This window comes from Streptomyces sp. JLSY215 (assembly GCF_059682825.1).
Genome location: NZ_CM185022.1, coordinates 2,639,493 through 2,658,386, shown reverse-complemented (window position 1 = coordinate 2,658,386; position 18,894 = coordinate 2,639,493). Strand labels below are relative to the sequence as shown.

Annotated in this window: 17 protein-coding genes and 1 riboswitch; of the genes, 6 read left to right on the top strand and 11 right to left on the bottom strand. The window is 73.2% G+C overall.

Going from position 1 to position 18,894, the window contains the following annotated elements; genetic code table 11:
- Positions 1–31: 31 nt before the first annotated feature.
- The 6 genes from AC5677_RS11870 to AC5677_RS11845 form a co-directional block, all read right to left on the bottom strand.
- Entirely contained in the window at positions 32–931 is a 900-nt protein-coding gene (locus AC5677_RS11870) for an ECF transporter S component (protein ID WP_497195000.1), read from the bottom strand.
- Complete coding sequence (locus tag AC5677_RS11865) at positions 928–2,562, bottom strand: ABC transporter ATP-binding protein (RefSeq protein WP_497194999.1); 1,635 nt, start codon at positions 2,560–2,562, stop codon at positions 928–930. The genes AC5677_RS11870 and AC5677_RS11865 overlap by 4 nt, the downstream gene beginning before the upstream one ends.
- Positions 2,559–3,734, bottom strand: coding sequence for a CbiQ family ECF transporter T component (locus AC5677_RS11860; protein WP_497194998.1), 1,176 nt, complete (start codon positions 3,732–3,734; stop codon positions 2,559–2,561). Before AC5677_RS11860 ends, AC5677_RS11865 begins: the two co-directional genes overlap by 4 nt.
- Positions 3,731–4,384 (bottom strand): SCO2322 family protein, encoded by a 654-nt coding sequence (locus AC5677_RS11855; RefSeq protein ID WP_497196589.1) that lies wholly within the window; start codon positions 4,382–4,384, stop codon positions 3,731–3,733. The genes AC5677_RS11860 and AC5677_RS11855 overlap by 4 nt, the downstream gene beginning before the upstream one ends.
- A 17-nt stretch (positions 4,385–4,401) precedes the next feature.
- Positions 4,402–5,691, bottom strand: coding sequence for an SCO2321 family membrane protein (locus tag AC5677_RS11850; RefSeq protein ID WP_497194997.1), 1,290 nt, complete (start codon positions 5,689–5,691; stop codon positions 4,402–4,404).
- Positions 5,692–5,887: 196 nt separating this feature from the next.
- Positions 5,888–6,002: riboswitch (cobalamin riboswitch) on the bottom strand.
- 76 nt (positions 6,003–6,078) lie between these two features.
- Positions 6,079–7,158: a Strvi_7410 family MBL fold metallo-hydrolase gene (locus AC5677_RS11845; protein WP_497194996.1), complete on the bottom strand. Its 1,080-nt coding sequence runs from the start codon at positions 7,156–7,158 to the stop codon at positions 6,079–6,081.
- Between the two features lie 354 nt (positions 7,159–7,512).
- Here AC5677_RS11845 and AC5677_RS11840 point away from each other — a divergent pair, with 354 nt between their 5' ends.
- Both AC5677_RS11840 and AC5677_RS11835 read left to right on the top strand, forming a co-directional pair.
- On the top strand, positions 7,513–8,970 hold the full coding sequence (locus AC5677_RS11840; RefSeq protein ID WP_497194995.1) for an aldehyde dehydrogenase: 1,458 nt from the start codon (positions 7,513–7,515) through the stop codon (positions 8,968–8,970).
- Positions 8,970–9,203, top strand: coding sequence for a ferredoxin (locus AC5677_RS11835; protein WP_497194994.1), 234 nt, complete (start codon positions 8,970–8,972; stop codon positions 9,201–9,203). Before AC5677_RS11840 ends, AC5677_RS11835 begins: the two co-directional genes overlap by 1 nt.
- Positions 9,204–9,499: 296 nt before the next feature.
- Here AC5677_RS11835 and AC5677_RS11830 read toward each other — a convergent pair whose 3' ends face one another.
- Entirely contained in the window at positions 9,500–10,135 is a 636-nt protein-coding gene (locus AC5677_RS11830; RefSeq protein WP_403824506.1) for a TetR family transcriptional regulator, read from the bottom strand.
- A gap of 321 nt (positions 10,136–10,456) precedes the next feature.
- Between AC5677_RS11830 and AC5677_RS11825 the strand changes: the two genes are divergently transcribed.
- From AC5677_RS11825 to AC5677_RS11810, 4 genes are all read left to right on the top strand, one after another.
- Positions 10,457–11,809, top strand: coding sequence for a glycosyltransferase family 4 protein (locus AC5677_RS11825; protein WP_497194993.1), 1,353 nt, complete (start codon positions 10,457–10,459; stop codon positions 11,807–11,809).
- Positions 11,810–11,897: 88 nt separating this feature from the next.
- Entirely contained in the window at positions 11,898–12,770 is an 873-nt protein-coding gene (locus AC5677_RS11820) for a class I SAM-dependent methyltransferase (protein WP_497194992.1), read from the top strand.
- On the top strand, positions 12,767–13,837 hold the full coding sequence (locus AC5677_RS11815) for a prenyltransferase/squalene oxidase repeat-containing protein (RefSeq protein WP_497194991.1): 1,071 nt from the start codon (positions 12,767–12,769) through the stop codon (positions 13,835–13,837). Before AC5677_RS11820 ends, AC5677_RS11815 begins: the two co-directional genes overlap by 4 nt.
- Positions 13,838–14,014: 177 nt before the next feature.
- Positions 14,015–14,584, top strand: a complete 570-nt coding sequence (locus tag AC5677_RS11810; RefSeq protein WP_497194990.1) for a hypothetical protein — start codon at positions 14,015–14,017, stop codon at positions 14,582–14,584.
- Positions 14,585–14,634: 50 nt separating this feature from the next.
- Here the strand turns inward: AC5677_RS11810 and AC5677_RS11805 are convergent, their stop codons facing one another.
- From AC5677_RS11805 to AC5677_RS11790, 4 genes are all read right to left on the bottom strand, one after another.
- Positions 14,635–15,645 carry an LLM class F420-dependent oxidoreductase gene (locus tag AC5677_RS11805; protein WP_497194989.1) on the bottom strand — a complete coding sequence of 337 codons (1,011 nt, stop codon included), beginning with the start codon at positions 15,643–15,645 and terminating at the stop codon, positions 14,635–14,637.
- A 212-nt stretch (positions 15,646–15,857) separates the two neighbouring features.
- Positions 15,858–16,763: a hypothetical protein gene (locus tag AC5677_RS11800; protein ID WP_497194988.1), complete on the bottom strand. Its 906-nt coding sequence runs from the start codon at positions 16,761–16,763 to the stop codon at positions 15,858–15,860.
- Positions 16,764–16,971: 208 nt separating this feature from the next.
- Entirely contained in the window at positions 16,972–17,943 is a 972-nt protein-coding gene (locus AC5677_RS11795) for an N-acetylmuramoyl-L-alanine amidase (RefSeq protein WP_497194987.1), read from the bottom strand.
- 57 nt (positions 17,944–18,000) lie between these two features.
- Positions 18,001–18,651 (bottom strand): class I SAM-dependent methyltransferase, encoded by a 651-nt coding sequence (locus AC5677_RS11790; protein ID WP_497194986.1) that lies wholly within the window; start codon positions 18,649–18,651, stop codon positions 18,001–18,003.
- Positions 18,652–18,894 lie beyond the last annotated feature (243 nt).

Below are 18,894 nucleotides of genomic sequence, written 5' to 3'. Positions count from 1 at the left end.
CCGGCCCCGCCGTTCAGGACAGGCGCAGCGATCAGGCGTCCGTTTCCGCGCCCTTGGCCGGACCGGAGAAGGACACCGGTGCGTCGAAGGCGGCCCGGCGGGTGGCGCGGCGCAGGGCCTTGAGGACGGTTCCGCCGAGGGTGCAGGTCAGGATCACGGTGACCAGGGCCCGGGGGAGGTCCCAGCCGAGGGAGGTGGCGAGACAGTAGGCGAGGAAGCGGGTGAGGTTCTCGTGCAACGGGTCGCCGGGGACGAAGGAGACGCCCGAGGCCATTCCGCCGATGTAGGGCCAGCCCTGGAGGTTCATGATCAGGCCGTAGAGGACGGCGGCGACCGCCCCGTAGGCGGCGAGCAGGGCGAGTTCGCGGCGGCCGCGCAGCCTCCACCAGGCGCTCGGCCCCTCTTGCCCCGAGGGGACCTCGTCGCCGCCGGGCAGCAGGCCGGCGCCCATGGACACCCAGCCCATGGTCAGCATCTGGAACGGCAGCCAGGGGCCGACGCCGCCGGTCAGCAGCGCCGACGCGAACATCGCCACGGATCCCAGGACGAAGCCGAAGCCGGGGCCGAGCACCCGCCCCGCCAGCACCATCAGGAAGAACATTGGCTCGATGCCGGCGGTGCCCGCTCCCAGCGGGCGCATGGCGGTTCCGGCCGCGGCCAGCACGCCGAGCATGGCGATGGCCTTCGCGTCCAGGCCGCTGTCGGCGATGGTCGCCACGACGACGGCGAGCAGCATCGGCAGCAGCGCGGCGAACAGCCACGGCGCGTCCTTGGAGTGCGCGAGCCCGGAGGCGGAGTCGGCGAGCAGCGGCCAGCCGAACGCCATCACGCCGATGGCCGAGATGAGCACCAGAGCGGCGAGGGCACGGGGCCCCAGGCGTACGGCGCGGGTCCGGTGCCCGGCGGGGGAGTCGGGGGCGGCCGGAGTCACGGCGTGGCCTCCAGGGCGCGGGCCACCTGGGGGACGGTCAGCCACGGGAGCGGGGCGAGGACCTTGGCGACCTGCGGCGCGAAGGAAGGGGACGAGACCACGACCTCGCTGGTGGGGCCGTCGGCGACGACCTCACCGTCGGCGAGGATGACGACGCGGTGCGAGAGCTCCGCGGCCAGTTCCACGTCATGGGTGGCCAGCACGATGGCGTGCCCTTCGGCGGCGAGGGCGCGGAGCACGTCGATCAGGCGGGCCTTCGCGGCGTAGTCCAGGCCGCGGGTGGGCTCGTCGAGAAGGAGGAGCGGCGGGCGGGCGGTCAGGACCACCGCCAGGGCGAGCGCGAGGCGCTGGCCTTCGGACAGGTCGCGGGGGTGGACGGAGTCCGGAACGTCCGGCAGCAGCCGGGTGACGAGTTCGCGGCAGGTGCCGGCGGGCGCGTCCGCGTCGTGGTCGGCGGCGGCGCATTCGGCGGCGACGGTGTCGGCGTAGAGGAGGTCGCGGGGCTCCTGGGGGACGAGGCCGACGTGCTGGAGAAGGGTGCGGGGGCTGGTGCGGTGCGGGGTGACACCGCCGACGCGGACCGTGCCGGCGGACGGTTCGTGCATGCCGACGAGGGTGGTCAGGAGCGTCGACTTGCCCGCACCGTTGCGGCCCATCAGCGCGAGGGTCTCGCCCGGCTGGACGGTGAGGTCCACCCGGTGCAGGGCATCCACCGGCCCGCGTCGGACACCGAGCCCCGAGACCACCACAGCGGGGCCGCCGGCGCCCGCGCCTCCCGAGCCACCGGCAGCACCGGCCGCCCCGTCCGGCGCCACGTCCGCCAGCCGCTCCCGGAGCGACGCCGCCTTGCGCCGGGCATCGCGTACCGACAGCGGCAGCGGCGACCAGCGGGCGAGCCGTCCGAGGGCCACCACCGGAGGGTGCACGGGGGAGACGGCCATGATCTCCGCGGGATCGCCCATCACCGGCGCCGCGCCGGGCGCGGGCAGCAGAATGACCTGGTCCGCGTACTGGACGACCCGCTCCAGCCGGTGCTCGGCCATCAGGACCGTCGTACCGAGGTCATGGACCAGGCGCTGGAGCACGGCCAGGACCTCCTCGGCGGCGGCCGGGTCGAGCGCGGACGTCGGCTCGTCCAGGACCAGGACCTTGGGGTGCGTGGTGAGCACCGAGCCGATCGCCACCCGCTGCATCTGGCCGCCGGAGAGCGTGGCGATGGCGCGGTCGCGCAGGTCCGCCAGGCCCAGCAGGTCCAGCGTCTCCTCGACGCGGCGGCGCATCACGTCCGGGGCGAGGCCGAGCGATTCCATGCCGTAGGCGAGCTCGTCCTCGACGGTGTCGGTGACGAAGTGGGACAGCGGATCCTGGCCCACCGTGCCGACGACATCGGCCAGTTCACGCGGCTTGTGGGTGCGGGTGTCACGACCGTCGACGGTGACGCGGCCGCGCAGGGTGCCCCCGGTGAAATGCGGTACGAGCCCGCAGACGGCGTTCAGGACGGTGGACTTGCCGACGCCGGACGGGCCGACCAGGAGGCACAGTTCGCCCTCGGGGACGGTCAGGTCGATGCCCTGGACGGCGGGCGCTCCGGCGTCCCCGTAGGTGACCGAGACCTGCTCGAACCGGATCACTGGGTGGGCTCCTTCGTGAGCGGGGCGGAGGGCTGCGGGGCCCCGGTTCCCGCGGCGCGCGGCCGCCCCTGGAGCCGCGCCGCGCGCCCCGTACCGGACGGCATCGGGGCGACGAACGCCGGCAGCAGGCCCAGGAGGAGGGAAGAGGCCGGCCAGAGGGGCAGGACCGGGGCGGTCAGCGGGACGGCGGGCGGGTGGAGGGCGGCGGGTGCCCAGGAATTCGCCCAGATCATCAGGGCGGCCACGGCGATGCCCGACCCGGCGACCAGGCAGGCGCGAAGGCCCCAGCGTTCGGGCCGGTAGCGGGTGCGGACGGAACGGCGGCCGCCCAGCCACAGCCCCCCGAGCGCCGCCGCGAGCCCGGCGAGCAGCAGCGGCAGCCCGTACCCGGCGCCGGCGTCCGACAGCAGCCCGTACGTGCCGGCGCAGACGCCGAGCAGCCCGCCGAGGGTGAGGACGGAGGTGGTGTGCCGCACGGCGGGCGGGACCTGGGCGCTGCGCCCGTAACCGCGCGCATCCATCGCCGCGGCCAGCGCCACCGACCGCTCCAGCGCGCCCTCCAGCACCGGCAGCCCCACCTGGAGCAGCGCCTTGAACCCGCGGTCGGGCCGCCCGCGCAGCCGCCGGGCCGCCCGCAGCCGCTGCACGTCGGCGACCAGGTTCGGCGCGAAGGTCATCGCCACGACGACCGCCACCCCCGCCTCGTACAGGGCACCGGGCAGGGACTTCAGGAGCCGCGCGGGGTTGGCGAGCGCATTGGCGGCGCCGACGCAGATCAGCAGGGTGGCCAGCTTCAGCCCGTCGTAGAACGCGAAGACCATGCCCTCCGCGGTGACCCGGCCGCCGATCCGCACCCCCTTCGCCCAGTCGGGCAGCGGCACCTCGGGCAGCGTCACCAGGGTGTGCGTACCGGGGATCGGCGAGCCGAGGACCACCGCGAAGACCAGCCGGATGACGATCACCAGCAGGCCGAGCCGGACGAACGCCCGGTAGGAGCGGGCCCAGGGCGCGTCCGTACGGCGGGCCGCGACGACATAGCCGGCCACGCCGACCAGCAGCCCCAGCAGCAGCGGATTGGTGGTACGCGAAGCCGCGGTCGCCAGGCCGAGCGCCCACAGCCACCAGGCACCGGCGTGCAACGCGTTGCTGCGGGTCGCCTGCGGGGCGCTCATCCGCGTCGGCGGCGTGCCTGCCACACGGCGGCCGCGCCCAGTACGACGACGGCCGCGATGCCGCCGAGCAGCCCGGCGGACGGGCCGCCGTCGTCCCCGTCACCCGCCGCCGCCTGCGAAGACGGCGCCGCGGAGGGCTTCTTCGCCCCGCTCACCTGGTCCGCGCACCCCGACCTCGGATAGCCGGCGATGCCGCACAGCAGCGCGTTGGGGTCGTAGCGCAGCGGCTCGGCGACCGCGGCCAGCGCCTCGCCGGCCGAGGCGTCCTCGGGCACCCGGGCGCACTCCGTACGGGCCTTGGGCGGCGTCTCGCCGTCGGGTGCGTCCGCGGCGCTGCCGAAGTCGATGACGATGCCGACCCGTTTGCTGCCGGATCTGGCCGGCGTGCCCTGGCACAGCGCGGCGAAATCGGCGGCCGTGCGCGGCTTGCCGGCCGCGGCGGAGTCGGCGCTGACGGTGAACCGGAACCCCTGGACGCTGCCGTCGGCCGGGCGCACCGTGGCCGGGCCCTCGGAGGCGTACGACCAGGCGCCGCCCTTGCCGTCCCAGAACGACCAGTAGCGGTACTCCTGGGCCTGCGCGGGCGCGGCCGCCAGCCCCGTGACCGCAGCGGCCAGCAGCAGTGCGCCGGCCGTCTTGCCGCGCCGCAGGGGACTCCTGCGCCGCCTCACAGCTCGTTCTTCTTCTTCTTGTTCCGGCCGCTGATCAGGAAGCCGATCCCGGCGCCGAAGGCGAGCCCGACCCCGATGATCCACCAGGGGATGCCGTTGCTGTCGCTGTCCTGGGCGTCTTTCTGCGGTGCGGCCGACGGCGCCGCGCTGCCCGCGGGCTTTGGGCCGGTGGCGTTCAGCGCGGCCACCAGGTCGGTGCCGCCGAAGGAGCGCGGGTCGGCGCCGGCGGCGTGCGCGGCGAGCACCAACTGGGCGTAGGCGGCCGGACCGTTCTGCTTCGCCCAGTCCGCCGAGTGCTTCTCCAGCCACTTCAGGGGCTTCTGCGCGGCGGCTCCGTGCGAACCGGCCGCCAGCGCGACGACCGTGTCGGCGGTGTTGCCGACGTCGGGCTGCTCCTCCGCGCCCGGCATCGCGGACATCAGGTGCTGACCGTTCTTGTCCAGCTGCGCGACGAGGTAGGCGCTCGCGGCCGACGCGGCCCGCTCGGGGCCGTTCTTCGCGCCGGACTTGCCGTCCTTGCAGGCCAACGCCTCGACCGGCTCGTCGACGTCCTTGCCCGCGGGGGCCACGACAAAGCCCTTGCCCAGGGCGCCCGGCGCGGCGGCCGCGGTGGCATCGGCGTTCGGGGCCAGCTTGCCGTCCTTCGGCTGGTAGGCGAACGCGCCCCGCTCGCCCTCCTTGGCGGCACAGCCCAGCTGGAAGGCGAGCAGCGCATCGAAGGGGCTCTTGCCGCTCTTCTTCGCCGTCACGGACGCGGGCTTCTCGCCGGCGGAGGCGAGCGCGCCGATGACCACCGAGGTGGAGTTGGCGTCGCTGGGCGAACCGGCCATCGAGCTCCAGCCGCCGTCCTCGTTCTGCACCGACTTCAGCCAGTTCACGGCCTTCTTCACGGCGCCGTCGTGCCCGCCGAGCGCGGCCAGCGCCTGCACCGCGGCGGCGGTCTGGTTGGTGTCCCGCATCGTCTTCGCGTCGCAGGCCTTGCCGGGATCGGCGCGGAAGGCCGTGAACGCACCGTCGGCACACTGCTGCCCGGTGAGCCAGTCGATGCCGGACGCCGCGGGCTTCACGCCCGCCGTGTCCTGCGCCAGCAGCGCCAGCGACTGCCGCCAGACACCGTCGTACTGCGGGTCCTTGCTCCCGTACAGCCCGGCCGGCAGCTTCTTCGGCGACGTGGAGGGGGCGGCGTCGGCGGCGTACGCGGCGGGGGCGGCGGCCGTGCCCAGCAGGGCCGCGGTGGCCAGCGCCGGGGCGGCGCGGCGTGCCAGGACGGCGAGGGAATGCGCCATGGGAGCCATGGTGGCCATCGGGTCGGTGCCTCTCGGGTCGGGGTGCAGCGGTGCTACGCGGTGGTGACGTGGTACGCAGCCGCGCTCGGCCGGCCCCCGCGCGCCGGTCGGCGGATCGCGGCGGTGGCACCGGGCTCAGCTCCGTATACCTCGACGGTGCCGCACACCGGCCGTCGAGGACGGGCCTGGTGGCGGGAGCCTTGGTCGTGCCCCAGCGGGTGCTCCGGCTCGGACGGTCGGGCCGTCCTCACGGTTGCGGGTCAGCGCCGGATTTCCACCGGCTTCCCCCGATCGGGCACGGATGAAGTTGTCCCGCACACCCTAACCGGCGGCCGCACCGGCCCCGCCTCCCGTACGGGCCCTGGGCCGCGCGGGCCGTACGCCTCGCTAGACCGCGACGTACGTCGCGGGGTCCGACCCCGGCACCGGCTCGGCGTGCCCCAGCTTCACCAGGCGTCGCAGATGGGCCTCGGCCTCCGAGACGGCGATATTGCGGGAGCCGTAGGGGATCTGTTCCCAGGGGCGGTTCCACTCCATGGACTCGGCGAGCTGCCAGGCGGTCCGCGGTGTGCGGAGCAGTGCTCTCAATCCGGACAGCCGCTCCTCATGGTGAGCGATGAGCTCGCGTACGCGCCCCGCCGCGTCGGTGAACGCATGCTGATGCGCGGGCAGCACCTCCGCGGGCGCCAGCCGCCCGATCCGCTCCAGGGAGTCGAGGTAGTCGCCCAGGGGGTCGGTGGCGGAGGCGTCGTCCGGGTCCTCGTACAGGCCGATGTGCGGGGTGATCCCGGGCAGCAGATGATCACCGGAAAAGAGCCGCCCGAAGCCGCCGCCCCGCCCCGGGGACCGCTGCCCCGAGGCCCCGGCGCCCAACACCCCCGGATGCTCCTCCTCCAGATGCAGGCACACATGCCCCGGCGTGTGCCCCGGCGTCCAGATGGCGCGCACCCGCCTCCCGGGCAGATCGAGCAGCTCACCCGGTTCGATCTCCCGGTCCGGCAGCGCGGCCCGTCGGCCGGGCAGTTTCCGGCCACGCCCGCCCGCGCGAGCCTCCCGCAGCGGCGCCAGATGCTCCTCCGGTGCGCCCGCCGTCGTCAGCTTGACGAGCAGATAGTCGAGCCACTGCCCCGGTACGGCCTCCCGGGTGCGGCGGACCACGGCCGTATCGGCCGCATGCATGGCGATCCACGCGCCGGACGCCTCCCGCACCTTGGCCGACAGCCCGTGGTGATCGGGGTGGTGATGGGTGATCAGCACGCCGTGGATATCGGCGATGGCGAACCCGCACGCGGTGACCCCGGCGACGAGCCTGTCCCAGGAGTCCGGGTCGTCCCAGCCGGTGTCGATCAGCACCGGCCCGCGATCCGTCTCCAGGAGGTGCACGAGGGTGTGGCCCAGCGGGTTGTCCGGGATGGGCACGGCGATGCTCCACACCCCGCCCTGATGGTCGGTCACCTGCGTCGTCATCCCGGTCCCCTCTCGGTGTGCCGTACAACTTCACTATAACTAGAACTGGTTTCACGTCATCCCGAAGTGGACCTTGCAGGGCCGGTGTTGGGATTCGGTCCGCGCCGTGGACTCCATCAACTAGAACTGGTATCAGTTCCTGTGCGCACCGTATTCCTGATGGAGCGTCAGGAATCGGCAACCGGTCCCGGAATCCGCCCGCAGACGAGCACCGCAGGAACCAGCACACAACCCACCACAGGAACCGGCGCAGAACCAGCAAGGCCCCATCGCAGGAAACAACGCAGGAACCAGCGCAGCAATCAGGGCAGCAATCAGGGCAGCAACCGTCAGAACCGTCGGGAGGCGGCAGCGATGAGCAGCGACGACCTCGTCGAGCACGGAAAGCTCTATATAGGCGGTGAGCTGGTCGACCCGGCCGGCGGCGACACGATCGAGGTCGTCTCACCGCACACCGAACAGGTCATCGGCCGCGTCCCGCACGCCTCGCGGGCCGATGTCGACCGTGCGGTGGTCGCGGCCCGTACGTCCTTCGAGTCCGGGGTCTGGGCGAACGCCCCTCTGGAGGACCGGATCGCGGTGGTGACCCGCATCAAGGACGCCATCGCGGTACGCAGCGAGGAGATCGCCAAGGTCATCAGCTCGGAGAACGGCACCCCGTTCACCTCCGGTGTCATGGTGCAGTCGCTGGCCGCGATGATGGCGTGGGACTCGGCACTGACCGTGGCCCGCGACTTCCCCTTCGAGGAGCGGCGGGCCGGGGCGCTGGGCCCGATTCTCGTACGGCGCGAGCCGGTCGGGGTGGTCGCGGCGGTGGTGCCGTGGAACGTCCCGCAGTTCACCGCCGCCGCCAAGCTCGCCCCGGCGCTGCTGGCCGGCTGCTCGGCGGTGCTGAAGGTGTCGCCGGAGACCCCGCTCGATGCGTACCTCCTCGCGGAGATCGCGACCGAGGCCGGGCTGCCGGAGGGCGTGCTGTCGATCCTGCCCGCGGACCGCGAGGTGAGTGAGTACCTGGTCGGGCACCCGGGCGTCGACAAGGTCTCGTTCACCGGCTCGGTGGCGGCGGGCAAGCGCGTCATGGAGGTCGCGGCGCGCAACCTCAGCCGCGTCACGCTGGAGCTGGGCGGCAAGTCCGCCGCCGTCATCCTGCCGGACGCGGATCTGGACGCGGCGGTGGCCGGCATCGTGCCGTTCGCCTGGATGATCAACGGGCAGGCCTGTGTGGCCCAGACCCGGATCCTCGCGCCGCGCAGCCGGTACGACGAGATCGCCGAACGGTTCACCGCGGCGGCCGCCGCGCTGAAGGTCGGCGACCCGCTGGATCCGGCCACCGAACTGGGCCCGCTGGTCGCCCGCCGCCAGCAGCAGCGCTCGCTGGACTACATCGCGCTCGGCCAGCAGGAGGGCGCCAAGGTCCTCACCGGCGGCGGCCGGCCGAAGGGCCAGGACACGGGATGGTACGTCGAGCCGACCCTCTTCGGCGAGGTGGCCAACTCCATGCGGATCGCCCGCGAGGAGATCTTCGGCCCGGTCATCTGCCTGCTGCCGTACGACGACGAGGCGGAGGCGGTACGGATCGCCAACGACTCCGACTACGGGCTCTCGGGTTCCGTATGGACGGCGGACGTCGACCACGGCATCGACATCGCGCGGCGGGTGCGCACCGGTACGTACTCGGTGAACACCTTCAGCATCGACATGCTCGGCCCGTTCGGCGGCTACAAGAACTCCGGGATCGGGCGGGAGTTCGGCCCCGAGGGCTTCGGCGAATATCTGGAGCACAAGATGATCCATCTGCCGGCGGGTGCGTGATGGGGGACCGCTGGCGGGTGGAGGTGGACCGCAGCGTCTGCATCGGGTCCGGGATGTGCGTCGGCGCGTCGCCGGACGGCTTCCGGCTGGACACGGCGCGGCAGTCGCATCCGGTGGCGCCGGAGGGGGACGCCTCCGAGAGCGTGCTGGCGGCGGCGGAGGGATGTCCGGTCGAGGCGATCCTGATCACGGTCGCGGAGACGGGGGAGGCGGTGTTCCCGCCGGAGGAGTGAGGGCCGCGGGGGGCGGGGCGGGCCCGGGGCCCGTAGGGGGTGGGGGCGGCGGTCCCCTAAGGGTAGGGAGGGCCCCTTGCGGGTCCCACTACCCAGGTGGGCCGCGGAGCGAACGCGCGGCGCGAGGGCCCGCAGCGAAGGCGCGGAGTGCGAGCCCGCAGCGAACGCGCGGAGTGAGAGCCGGGAGCTGACGCCGGGAGCGAACGTGCCGGGCGAACGCCGCCCGGCCCGGCGCTGCGCCCGGCGTCACCGCTCCGGCACCGTCACCCCTCCGGCACCGTCCCGCTCCGGCGTCGTCACCCCTCCGGCGTCGTCACCCCGATCAGTCGGCAGACCGTCTCGATGTCGATCTTGACCTGGGCGATGGAGGCCCGGCCGGACAGCCAGGTGATCAGGGCCGAGTGCCAGGTGTGCTCGATGACCCGGACCGCCGAGAGCTGTTCGGGGGTGGGCGGTCCGTCCAGGCCCATGGCGTCGAGGATGATCGCGGTGGTCAGCCGGGAGACGGTGTCCACCTCGGGGCTGACGGAGCGGTCGGCGAAGGTCAGGGCGCGCACCATGGCGTCCGCCAGATGCGGCTCGCGCTGCAGGGCGCGGAAGGCCCGCATCAATGTCTGGGCGACCCGCGCGCCCGGGTCCTCCTCCGACGGCGGGCGCTTGCGCAGCGTTTCGTGCATGTGCTGGAGCTGGTCCTGCATGGTGGCGACCAGCAGATGCACCTTGGAGGGGAAGTAGCGGTAGAGGGTGCCCAGCGCGACGCCCGAGAGCTCGGCGACCTCCCGCATCTGCACGGCGTCGAAGCCGCCACGGCCGGCCAGCTTGGCGCTGGTGTGCAGGATGCGGCGGCGCCTGGCCTCCTGACGCTCGGTCAGGGGAGGACTCGCGGGAAGCGTCGGCCCGGCCGCCCCGGCCGCCTTGGATTCCGTAGTCATGTGTCCCATTCCGTGGCTTTCCATCCGCTGTGCGGTGAGTGCCGGTGGTGTGATCGGCACAGCATGGCAGGGGGTCGGGTCGTGGCGCGAATCACCTGGTGCGCCTCTGTTGGCTTCGTTCTCGGCCGGTAGATTCAAAGCTTCTGAACTGATCGGTAACCAGCCGCCGGGCGGCGACCTGCCGATCGCCCGTCGACGGCTGCCCGTCGGCGGCCGGCCGACGATGACCGGCCGATGGTCGGCCGATCAGTTCTGAAACTTGTTCTAGATTACCGCCAGCGGTTACGCTCCGGCGAAAGTCCAGTGAGAAGGGGGCCGAGCGTGACCGCAGAGGCCGTCCAGGCAGCCGCGCCCCGCCCGGCAGAGGCCCCCTCGGCCTCCGCCCCGACGGGCGGCGATCGCCCCCTGAGCATCGCGATGCTCACGTACAAGGGGAACCCGTTCTGCGGCGGACAGGGTGTCTACGTACGGCATCTCTCGCGCGAGCTGGCGCGGCTGGGTCACACCGTCGAGGTCATCGGCGCCCAGCCCTACCCCGTCCTCGACGACGGGGTGACGCTGACCGAGCTGCCCAGCCTCGACCTCTACCGTCAGCCCGACCCGTTCCGCACGCCCAAGCGCGGCGAGTACCGCGACTGGATCGACGCCCTCGAGGTCGGCACGATGTGGACCGGCGGCTTTCCCGAACCGCTGACCTTCTCGCTCCGCGCCCGGCGCCATCTCGCCGCCCGCCGCGGCCGGTTCGACGTCGTCCACGACAACCAGACCCTCGGCTACGGCCTGCTCGGCGGCCCCGGCGCGCTCGGCGCCCCGCTGGTCACCACCGTCCACCACCCCATCACCGTCGACCGCCGCCTCGACCTGAACGCCGCCGCCGACTGGAAGCGCCGCGCCTCCGTCCGCCGCTGGTACGGATTCACCCGGATGCAGAAGCGCGTCGCCCGCAGGCTGCCGTCCGTCCTGACCGTCTCCGGCTCCTCCCGCCAGGAGATCGTCGACGACCTCGGTGTCCGCCCCGACCGCATCCACGTCGTGCACATCGGCGCCGACACCGACCTCTTCTCGCCCGATCCGGCGGTCCCCGAGGTGCCGGGCCGGATCGTCACGACCTCCAGCGCGGACGTCCCCCTCAAGGGCCTGATCCACCTCGTCGAGGCGCTCGCCAAGGTCCGTACCGAAAATCCCGAGGCGCATCTGGTGGTCGTCGGCAAGCGCGCCGACGACGGGCCGGTCGCCGCCGCCATCGAGCGGCTCGGCCTGTCCGGCGCCATCGAGTTCGTCAAGGGGATCACGGACGCGGAGCTCGTCGATCTCGTCCGCGGCGCCCAGATCGCCTGCGTCCCCTCCCTCTACGAGGGCTTCTCGCTGCCCGCCGCCGAGGCGATGGCCACCGGGACGCCCCTGCTGGCCACCACCGGCGGCGCCATCCCCGAGGTCGCCGGGCCCGACGGCGAGACCTGTCTGGCGGTGCCCCCGGGCGACGCCGGTGCGCTCGCCGCCGGGCTGCTGCGCCTCCTGGGCGACGATGCGCTGCGCCGCCGCCTCGGCGCGGCCGGCCGGGAACGCGTCCTGGCCCGCTTCACCTGGCGGCAGGCCGCCATCGGCACCGCCGAGCGCTACCGCGAGGCCATCGCCCTCCAGGGCGCCCGCACCGCCGCCGCCCGCCGCACGTAGCACCCGACCCCGCAGCCACCACCACAGCCAACCCCGCCCGTCGCCCGACCTCCACCGCCCAACTACCGCCGGACGAAAGCAGAACGCCGTGCTGACCGTCGACTTTTCCCGTTTCCCGCTCGCCCCGGGCGACCGCGTGCTCGACCTGGGCTGCGGCGCCGGCCGGCACGCCTTCGAGTGCTACCGGCGCGGCGCGCAGGTCGTCGCCCTCGACCAGAACGGCGAGGAGATCCGCGAGGTCGCCAAGTGGTTCGCCGCGATGAAGGAGGCCGGTGAGGCCCCGGCCGGCGCCTCCGCCACCGCCATGGAGGGCGATGCGCTGGCCCTGCCCTTCCCCGACGCGAGCTTCGACGTCGTGATCATCTCCGAGGTCATGGAGCACATCCCGGACGACAAGGGCGTCCTCGCCGAGATGGTCCGCGTCCTGCGGCCCGGCGGCCGGATCGCCGTCACCGTCCCCCGCTACGGCCCCGAGAAGATCTGCTGGGCGCTCAGCGACGCCTACCACGAGGTCGAGGGTGGCCATATCCGCATCTACCGCGGCGACGAACTGCTCGGCAAAATGCGGGAGGCGGGGCTCGAGCCGTACGGGACCCACCACGCGCACGGCCTGCACAGCCCGTACTGGTGGCTCAAGTGCGCCTTCGGGGTGGACAACGACAAGGCGCTGCCGGTGAAGGCGTACCACAAGCTGCTGGTCTGGGACATCATGAAGAAGCCGCTGGCCACCCGGCTCGCCGAGCAGGCGCTCAACCCCGTCATCGGCAAGAGCTTCGTCGCCTACGCCACCAAGCCGCATCTGCCCGAAGCGGCGGCCGGGACCACCGCAGCCACCGAGGCCGCCGCCCCCGAGGCGAAGAAGGCCGCCGGGTCCACGACGCCCGCCAAGACGGCAGTCAAGAAGCCCGCCAAGGCCGCCGCGAAGAAGTCCGCCAAGCCCGCCGCCGGGGCCGCCAAGTGACGAGTCCCGGGCGTACCGAACGGCTGGTGCTGCCGGGGGTACTCACCGCCGAACAGGCGGCGCGTACGGTCGCGGGCATCCTGGCGACCCAGCGCGAGGACGGCGCGATCCCCTGGTTCCGCGGCCACCACCTCGACCCGTGGGACCACACCGAGGCCGCCATGGCCCTGGACGCGGCCGGTGAGCACGAGCGCGCCGAGGCGGCGTACGACTGGCTGGTACGGCATCAGAATCCGGACGGTTCCTGGTACGCGGCCTACGCCGACGGCGACGCCGACGCCCCCACCGACCGCGGCCGGGAGACCAACTTCTGCGCGTACATCGCGGTCGGCGTCTGGCACCACTACCTGTCCACCGGCGACGAGGCCTTCCTCGACCGCATGTGGCCCGCCGTCTACGCGGCGATCGAGTACGTCCTCGAGCTCCAGCAGCCCGGCGGCGAGATCGGCTGGAAACGCGAGGACGACGGCACCCCGGTCAACGACGCGCTGCTGACCGGCTCGTCCTCCGTCTTCCAGGCGCTGCGCTGCGCCCTCGCACTCGCCGAACAGCGCGAGGAGCCACAGCCCGACTGGGAGCTGGCCGTCGGCCGGCTGGGCCACGCGATACGCAGCCACCCCGAACGGTTCCTGGACAAGGCCCGCTACTCCATGGACTGGTACTACCCCGTCCTGGGCGGTGCGCTGCGCGGCGCCCAGGCCCGGGAGCGCATCGACGCGGACTGGGAGCGCTTCGTCGTACCGGGTCTGGGCGTGCGCTGTGTGCTGCCCAACCCCTGGGTCACCGGCGGCGAGAGCGCCGAACTGGCGCTGGCGCTGTGGGCGATGGGGGAGTCCGACCGGGCGGTGCAGATCCTCAAGTGGATCCAGCACCTGCGTGCCGAGGACGGCATGTACTGGACGGGCTATGTCTTCGACGACGACGCGATCTGGCCACGGGAGCTGACCTCCTGGACGGCCGGTTCGCTGCTGCTCGCGGTGGCCGCCCTGGGCGGCGACGAGGCGACCACCACGGTCTTCGGCGGGGAACGGCTGCCGGCCGGCCTCGACCCCGACTGCTGCCGTTAGGGCCTGACCCATCGGTCGGACACCGGGGCCTGACCGATCGACAGGCGCCGGTGTCTTCGGGTCCGGAGACACCGGGGCGGCGGCCCATTCGGCGGGCTCCAGGTGGCGGGCCCCCGGCGGGCGGGTGACGCTGCGGACGTGCGCCCGCAGTCGACCGAGCCCGCCGGAGGCCGTACCGTGTCCCTTTCCCCGTCCCACCGCCCCGCCCCGGCGCGCCTGCGCCGGGCCGCCCCGGCCCTGCTGCTGGCCTGCACCCTGACGCTGGGTGCGGCCGGCTGCGGCCCCAAGGACGAGACCACCGGATCCTCCGCGACGCCCAGCGGCACCAGCTCCGCGGAGCGCCAGAAGTTCGCCAAGACCCGGTTCGTCACCAACGCGGGACTGGCGGCGGGCGCCACCTACCAGTGGATCGTCAAGCCGTACCGGGCCGGGAAGTTCAAGAAGGGCGCGGACGGGCGGACCTTCGCGTTCGTCAAGGCGGGCCTGGCGGGCGTGTTCACGTACAACAGGCTCAAGGCCGCGGTGGCCAACGCCAAGGGCGACCCGACCCTCGCCAAGGCCGTCGCCCCGCTCACCAGCGGTATCGACTCCCTCAAGAACATGGGCACCAAACTCGGCAAGGGCGACGTGAGCGGCGCCGATGTCAGCTCGTTCCAAAACGTCATCAACGAGGTCAAGGGGGCGGGCCGGAGCGCGGGCGCGGAGGTGAAGGACCAGATCCCGTCCGCCGGTCAATTGGGAGGCTGAAGGGGTCGCCCTGGGACGCCGAAGAGGCCACCGGGCGGCCACCGGGGCGGTCAGGAGTTCAGCTCGGCCAGAACCCGTAGCGTCCGCGGATCCGGGGCGGTCACCAGAAGGTCGGTGACCGGTCCCCGGCGCCACAACTCCAGCCGCTCCGCGATCCGTTCGCGCGGTCCGACCAGCGAGATCTCGTCCGCGAAGGCATCCGGTACGGCCAGCACCGCCTCCTCCTTGCGCCCCTGGAGGAACAGCCGCTGAATCCGCCGCGCCGCGTCCTCGTACCCCATACGGGCCATCAGGTCGGCGTGGAAGTTCTTGGCCGCGTGCCCCATCCCGCCGATGTAGAAGCCGAGCATCGCCTTGACCGGCAGCAGCCCCTCGGCGACATCGTCACAGACCACGGCGCGCGCCATGGGGGCGATACGGAAGCCTTCCGGGGCGTCCGCCAGCGACGCCTGGTAGACGTCGGTGCGCAGCGGCGACCAGTACAGCGGCAGCCAGCCGTCGGCGATCCGGGTGGTCTGGGCGATGTTCTTGGGGCCCTCGGCGCCCAGGAGGATCGGGAGACCGGCGCGCAAGGGGTGGGTGATGGGTTTGAGGGGCTTGCCGAGGCCGGTGCCGTCCGCGCCGCGGTAGGGGTGGGTGTGGAAGAGGCCGTCCACTTCCACCGGGCCCTCGCGGCGCAGGGCCTGCCGGATGACCTCGACATATTCGCGGGTCGCGGTCAGCGGGCTCTTGGGGAACGGCCGCCCGTACCACCCCTCGACGACCTGCGGCCCGGACAGTCCCAGGCCCAGCAGCATGCGGCCGCCGGAGAGATGGTCCAGGGTCAGGGCGTGCATCGCGGTGGCAGTGGGGGTGCGGGCGGCCATCTGGGCGATGGCGGTGCCGAGGGCGATGCGGGAGGTGTGGGCGGCGATCCAGGTCAGCGCGGTGAAGGCGTCCGAGCCCCAGGCCTCCGCGGTCCACACCGAGTCATAGCCCAGGCGTTCGGCCTCGCGGGCGAGTTCGAGATGCCGGGGGTCGGGGCCCCGGCCCCAGTAGCCCAGCGCCAGTCCCAGTCGCATACGGCCGCCCTCCCCGGTCGACTTTCCTGTCCGCCCCTTCCTGACGGCCCGTCAGGAAGCGGTGTCCGGCGAACTGTACGGCCGGGCCGTGGACATGGCAACGGACGGGCGGCGGGCAGGGCGGGGGCACGGCAGCGGCCCCCCGCCCGCGAGGGGCGAGGGGCCGCGAAAGGACCGCTGTGCGTCCGGCGTTGCTCCGGTGGTGTCCGGTCTCAGCCGCGCTGGATGCCGGTGGTGTCCTGAAGGACGCCGCGCCGGCCGTCCTGGGTCTGCGCGATCAGGGCCTGGCCGCGCTGCTCGACCGCGAGGTACCAGGTGCCGGGCGCCAGTTCGGCGATCGGCGCCGGGGAGCCGTCCTCGCCGTAGAGCGGGCGGGCGACGGGCACCGCGAACCAGAACGGCGCGAAGTCGGCCGGGGTGGCACCCGCCGGAGCGGCGGCCGCCGGAGCGGCCGCGCCCTGCGGGCCGCCGGCCGTGGCGTCGGCCTGGGGCTGCTGGCCGTAGGGCTGGCCGGGCTGGGGCTGACCGGGCTGCGGCTGCTGCTGGCCGCCCGGGTAGCCGTAGCCCTGGCCGGGCTGGGCCTGCTGCTGGGCGGCGGGGTAGCCGTAGCCGGGGTTGGGGTTCACGCCGTACGGGGACGGGCCGCCGGCCGGCTTGTCCGGGATCAGCGCGGCCTTGAGGGCGGGGACCTGGCTGGTGGCGATCGCCGCGCCGGACATCGCCAGCAGGGCGATGAAGGCGAGGATGCAACCGATACCGATGGTGTTGCTGTAGCCGTCATAGCCGGCACCGCGGCCGAAGCCGTCGAACAGAGTCCACAGCGAGGACCAGGCGGCGAACACGCTGAACCCGGTGCCGAGCTGGCCGAGCTCCAGACCGAGGAACTTGCGCTCGCCCAGCGCGCGGCCGGCCACGATCAGCGCCGCGGCGAGGATGCCGCCGAGGAAGATCGACGGCAGTACCGGGAAGAGCTCGGAATCCCACCCGTTGGGCATGTCCCTGCTGGGGCACGTGCCGGGGCAGCTCTGCGAGATGAAGTTGAGGAACGAGGCGATGAACAGCAACACCGCTGCTCCGATCACCACGCCGTCGCCTCGAGTGAGGGAGCGGATGTTCACGTAAGGGTCCTTTGTCGTTTTCGTGGATCTGGTCGACGCTGTCGCTGGCGCGCGCGGTGCGAGGCACGGCAGGGACCCATCGTAAAGGGGAACCTATCGCCGAATCCGCCGGGCCGTCTTCTTGGTATCGGTTCCTGTACGGAATGCGGTACGAGATGCCGTATGAGCGTCGTATGGCACCCCGTGTGCGGCGGTATCGCGGCTCCGGTCAGCTTGTCAGGAAGTCCGTAATGCCCTCGGTGATCCCGCGCGCCGCCTTTTGCCGCCAGGCCGCGTCGGTCAAATGCGCGGCGTCCTTCGGGTCGCGCATATTGCCGCACTCGATGAACACCTTCGGGACCGTGGAGAGGTTGAGGCCGCCGAGATCGGAGCGTACGTCGAGACCCGTGCCGTCGCCGATGTAATTGGACGGCGCGCTTCCGGTGGCCGCCACGAACCGTCCGGCCAGCCGCTCGCCCAACTGCCGCGAGGGCGCGACGATCGCCGAGGTGTCGGCCGCGCCCGCCGTGACGCGCGCGGGCAGGATGACGTGGAAGCCGCGGTTGCCGACGGCCGAGCCGTCCGCGTGGATGGAGACCGCGGCGTCGGCGTGCGCGGTGTTGCCGGCGGCGGCGCGCTCGTCCACACAGGGGCCGTACGGACGGTCGCCGTCCTGGGTGAAGACGACCTTGGCGCCCTGGTGCCGCAGGAGGGTGCGGGCCCGGCGGGCGACGTCCAGGGTGAAGGAGGCCTCGGCGTAACCGGCGTCGGTGGACGTGCCGGTGGTGTCGCACTCCTTGCGGTCGTTGCCGATGTTCACCAGCCGGGCGATCGCCCCGCCGTGATCGCGGTTGTGCGGATTGTGCCCGGGGTCGATCAGCACGGTCTTCCCCTTGAGGCTGCCGTGCGGATCGCCCTTGCCCTTCCCGGCACCGGTGCCCCGGGCGCCGTCGTCCCCCTTGCCGTCCTTCTTGCCGTCCGTCCCGTCCGGCTTGCCGCCGCCGTCATGGCCGGTCCCGCTGCCGTCGGTGGACGTGCTCGGCGCGGGGTGTGCGGCGCGTGGTGGCTCGCCGCCGCTGCCTCTGTGCGACCGGAGGAAGAGATAGCCCGCGGCGGCGCCCACCAGGACGGCGGCCAGCACGAGGACGGCGACGGTGCCGCGCAGGCGGCGGTGCGGGGGGAAAGTACTGCCGTTCGACACGTCCGCGATCGTAGCCCGCGTGGTCGCCGCCGCCCCTCCGGTGCCCGTCCGGCCTGCTCAGATGCCGGAACCGGTGCGCCGCAGCACATGCAGCGAACGGTGCGCCGCGACCTCGGTGAAGGCGCCGGACTCCAGGGCCCTGCGGTAGATCCGGTAGGGGGCCTGGCCGCCGTCCGCCGGGTCCGCGAAGACGTCGTGGATGACCAGCAGCCCCCCGGGCGCGACATGCGGCGCCCAGCCCTCGTAGTCGGCGGTGGCGTGCTCGTCGGTGTGTCCGCCGTCGATGAACACCAGTCCGGCCGGCGCCCGCCAGACGGCCGCGGCCTGCGGGGAGCGGCCCACCACGGCGATCACGTGCTCCTCCAGGCCGGCGGCGTGCAGGGTGCGGCGGAAGGTGGGCAGGGTGTCCATCCGGCCGACCTCCGGGTCGACGACCGTCGCGTCGTGGTACTCCCAGCCCGGCTGCTGCTCCTCGCTGCCCCGGTGGTGGTCGACGGTGACGGCCACCACGCCGGCGCCCCGCGCGGCGTCCGCGAGCAGGATCGTGGACCGGCCGCAGTAGGTGCCGACCTCCACCAGCGGCAGCCCGAGCGCCGCTGCCTCGACCGCCGCCGCGTACAGGGCGAGCCCCTCGTCCACGGGCATGAAGCCCTTCGCCGCCTCGAACGCGGCGAGAATCTCCGGCTGCGGAGCCGTGGGAGCGGCCATGGGCTTCCTCCTGGTGGTGCGGTCGGGGGTCGGGGGGGCTCATGCTGCCGTACGGGGCGGGACGGGCGGTGTGCGGGTACCCGGCTGCCGGGGCATATGGAGGTCCGCCGGAGGTTCGCCCGCAGCCCGCCCGGAACCACGTATTCCGATTCCGGATATCGGCATGCGGCCCGTATTTCCCGTCGGCCGATTACCGGATGCCGGAATACGCGGAATTCACGGCGGGCGTGCGCGGGGAGCGCG

Bases quoted from the DNA above. Each gene is read 5' to 3' on its own strand.
- AC5677_RS11840 (WP_497194995.1), top strand. From the start codon at position 7,513: ATGAGCAGCGACGACCTCGTCGAGCACGGAAAGCTCTATATAGGCGGT.
- AC5677_RS11860 (WP_497194998.1), bottom strand. From the start codon at position 3,734: ATGAGCGCCCCGCAGGCGACCCGCAGCAACGCGTTGCACGCCGGTGCC.
- AC5677_RS11790 (WP_497194986.1), bottom strand. From the start codon at position 18,651: ATGGCCGCTCCCACGGCTCCGCAGCCGGAGATTCTCGCCGCGTTCGAG.
- AC5677_RS11845 (WP_497194996.1), bottom strand. From the start codon at position 7,158: ATGACGACGCAGGTGACCGACCATCAGGGCGGGGTGTGGAGCATCGCC.
- AC5677_RS11835 (WP_497194994.1), top strand. From the start codon at position 8,970: ATGGGGGACCGCTGGCGGGTGGAGGTGGACCGCAGCGTCTGCATCGGG.
- AC5677_RS11830 (WP_403824506.1), bottom strand. From the start codon at position 10,135: ATGACTACGGAATCCAAGGCGGCCGGGGCGGCCGGGCCGACGCTTCCC.
- AC5677_RS11850 (WP_497194997.1), bottom strand. From the start codon at position 5,691: ATGGCGCATTCCCTCGCCGTCCTGGCACGCCGCGCCGCCCCGGCGCTG.
- AC5677_RS11805 (WP_497194989.1), bottom strand. From the start codon at position 15,645: ATGCGACTGGGACTGGCGCTGGGCTACTGGGGCCGGGGCCCCGACCCC.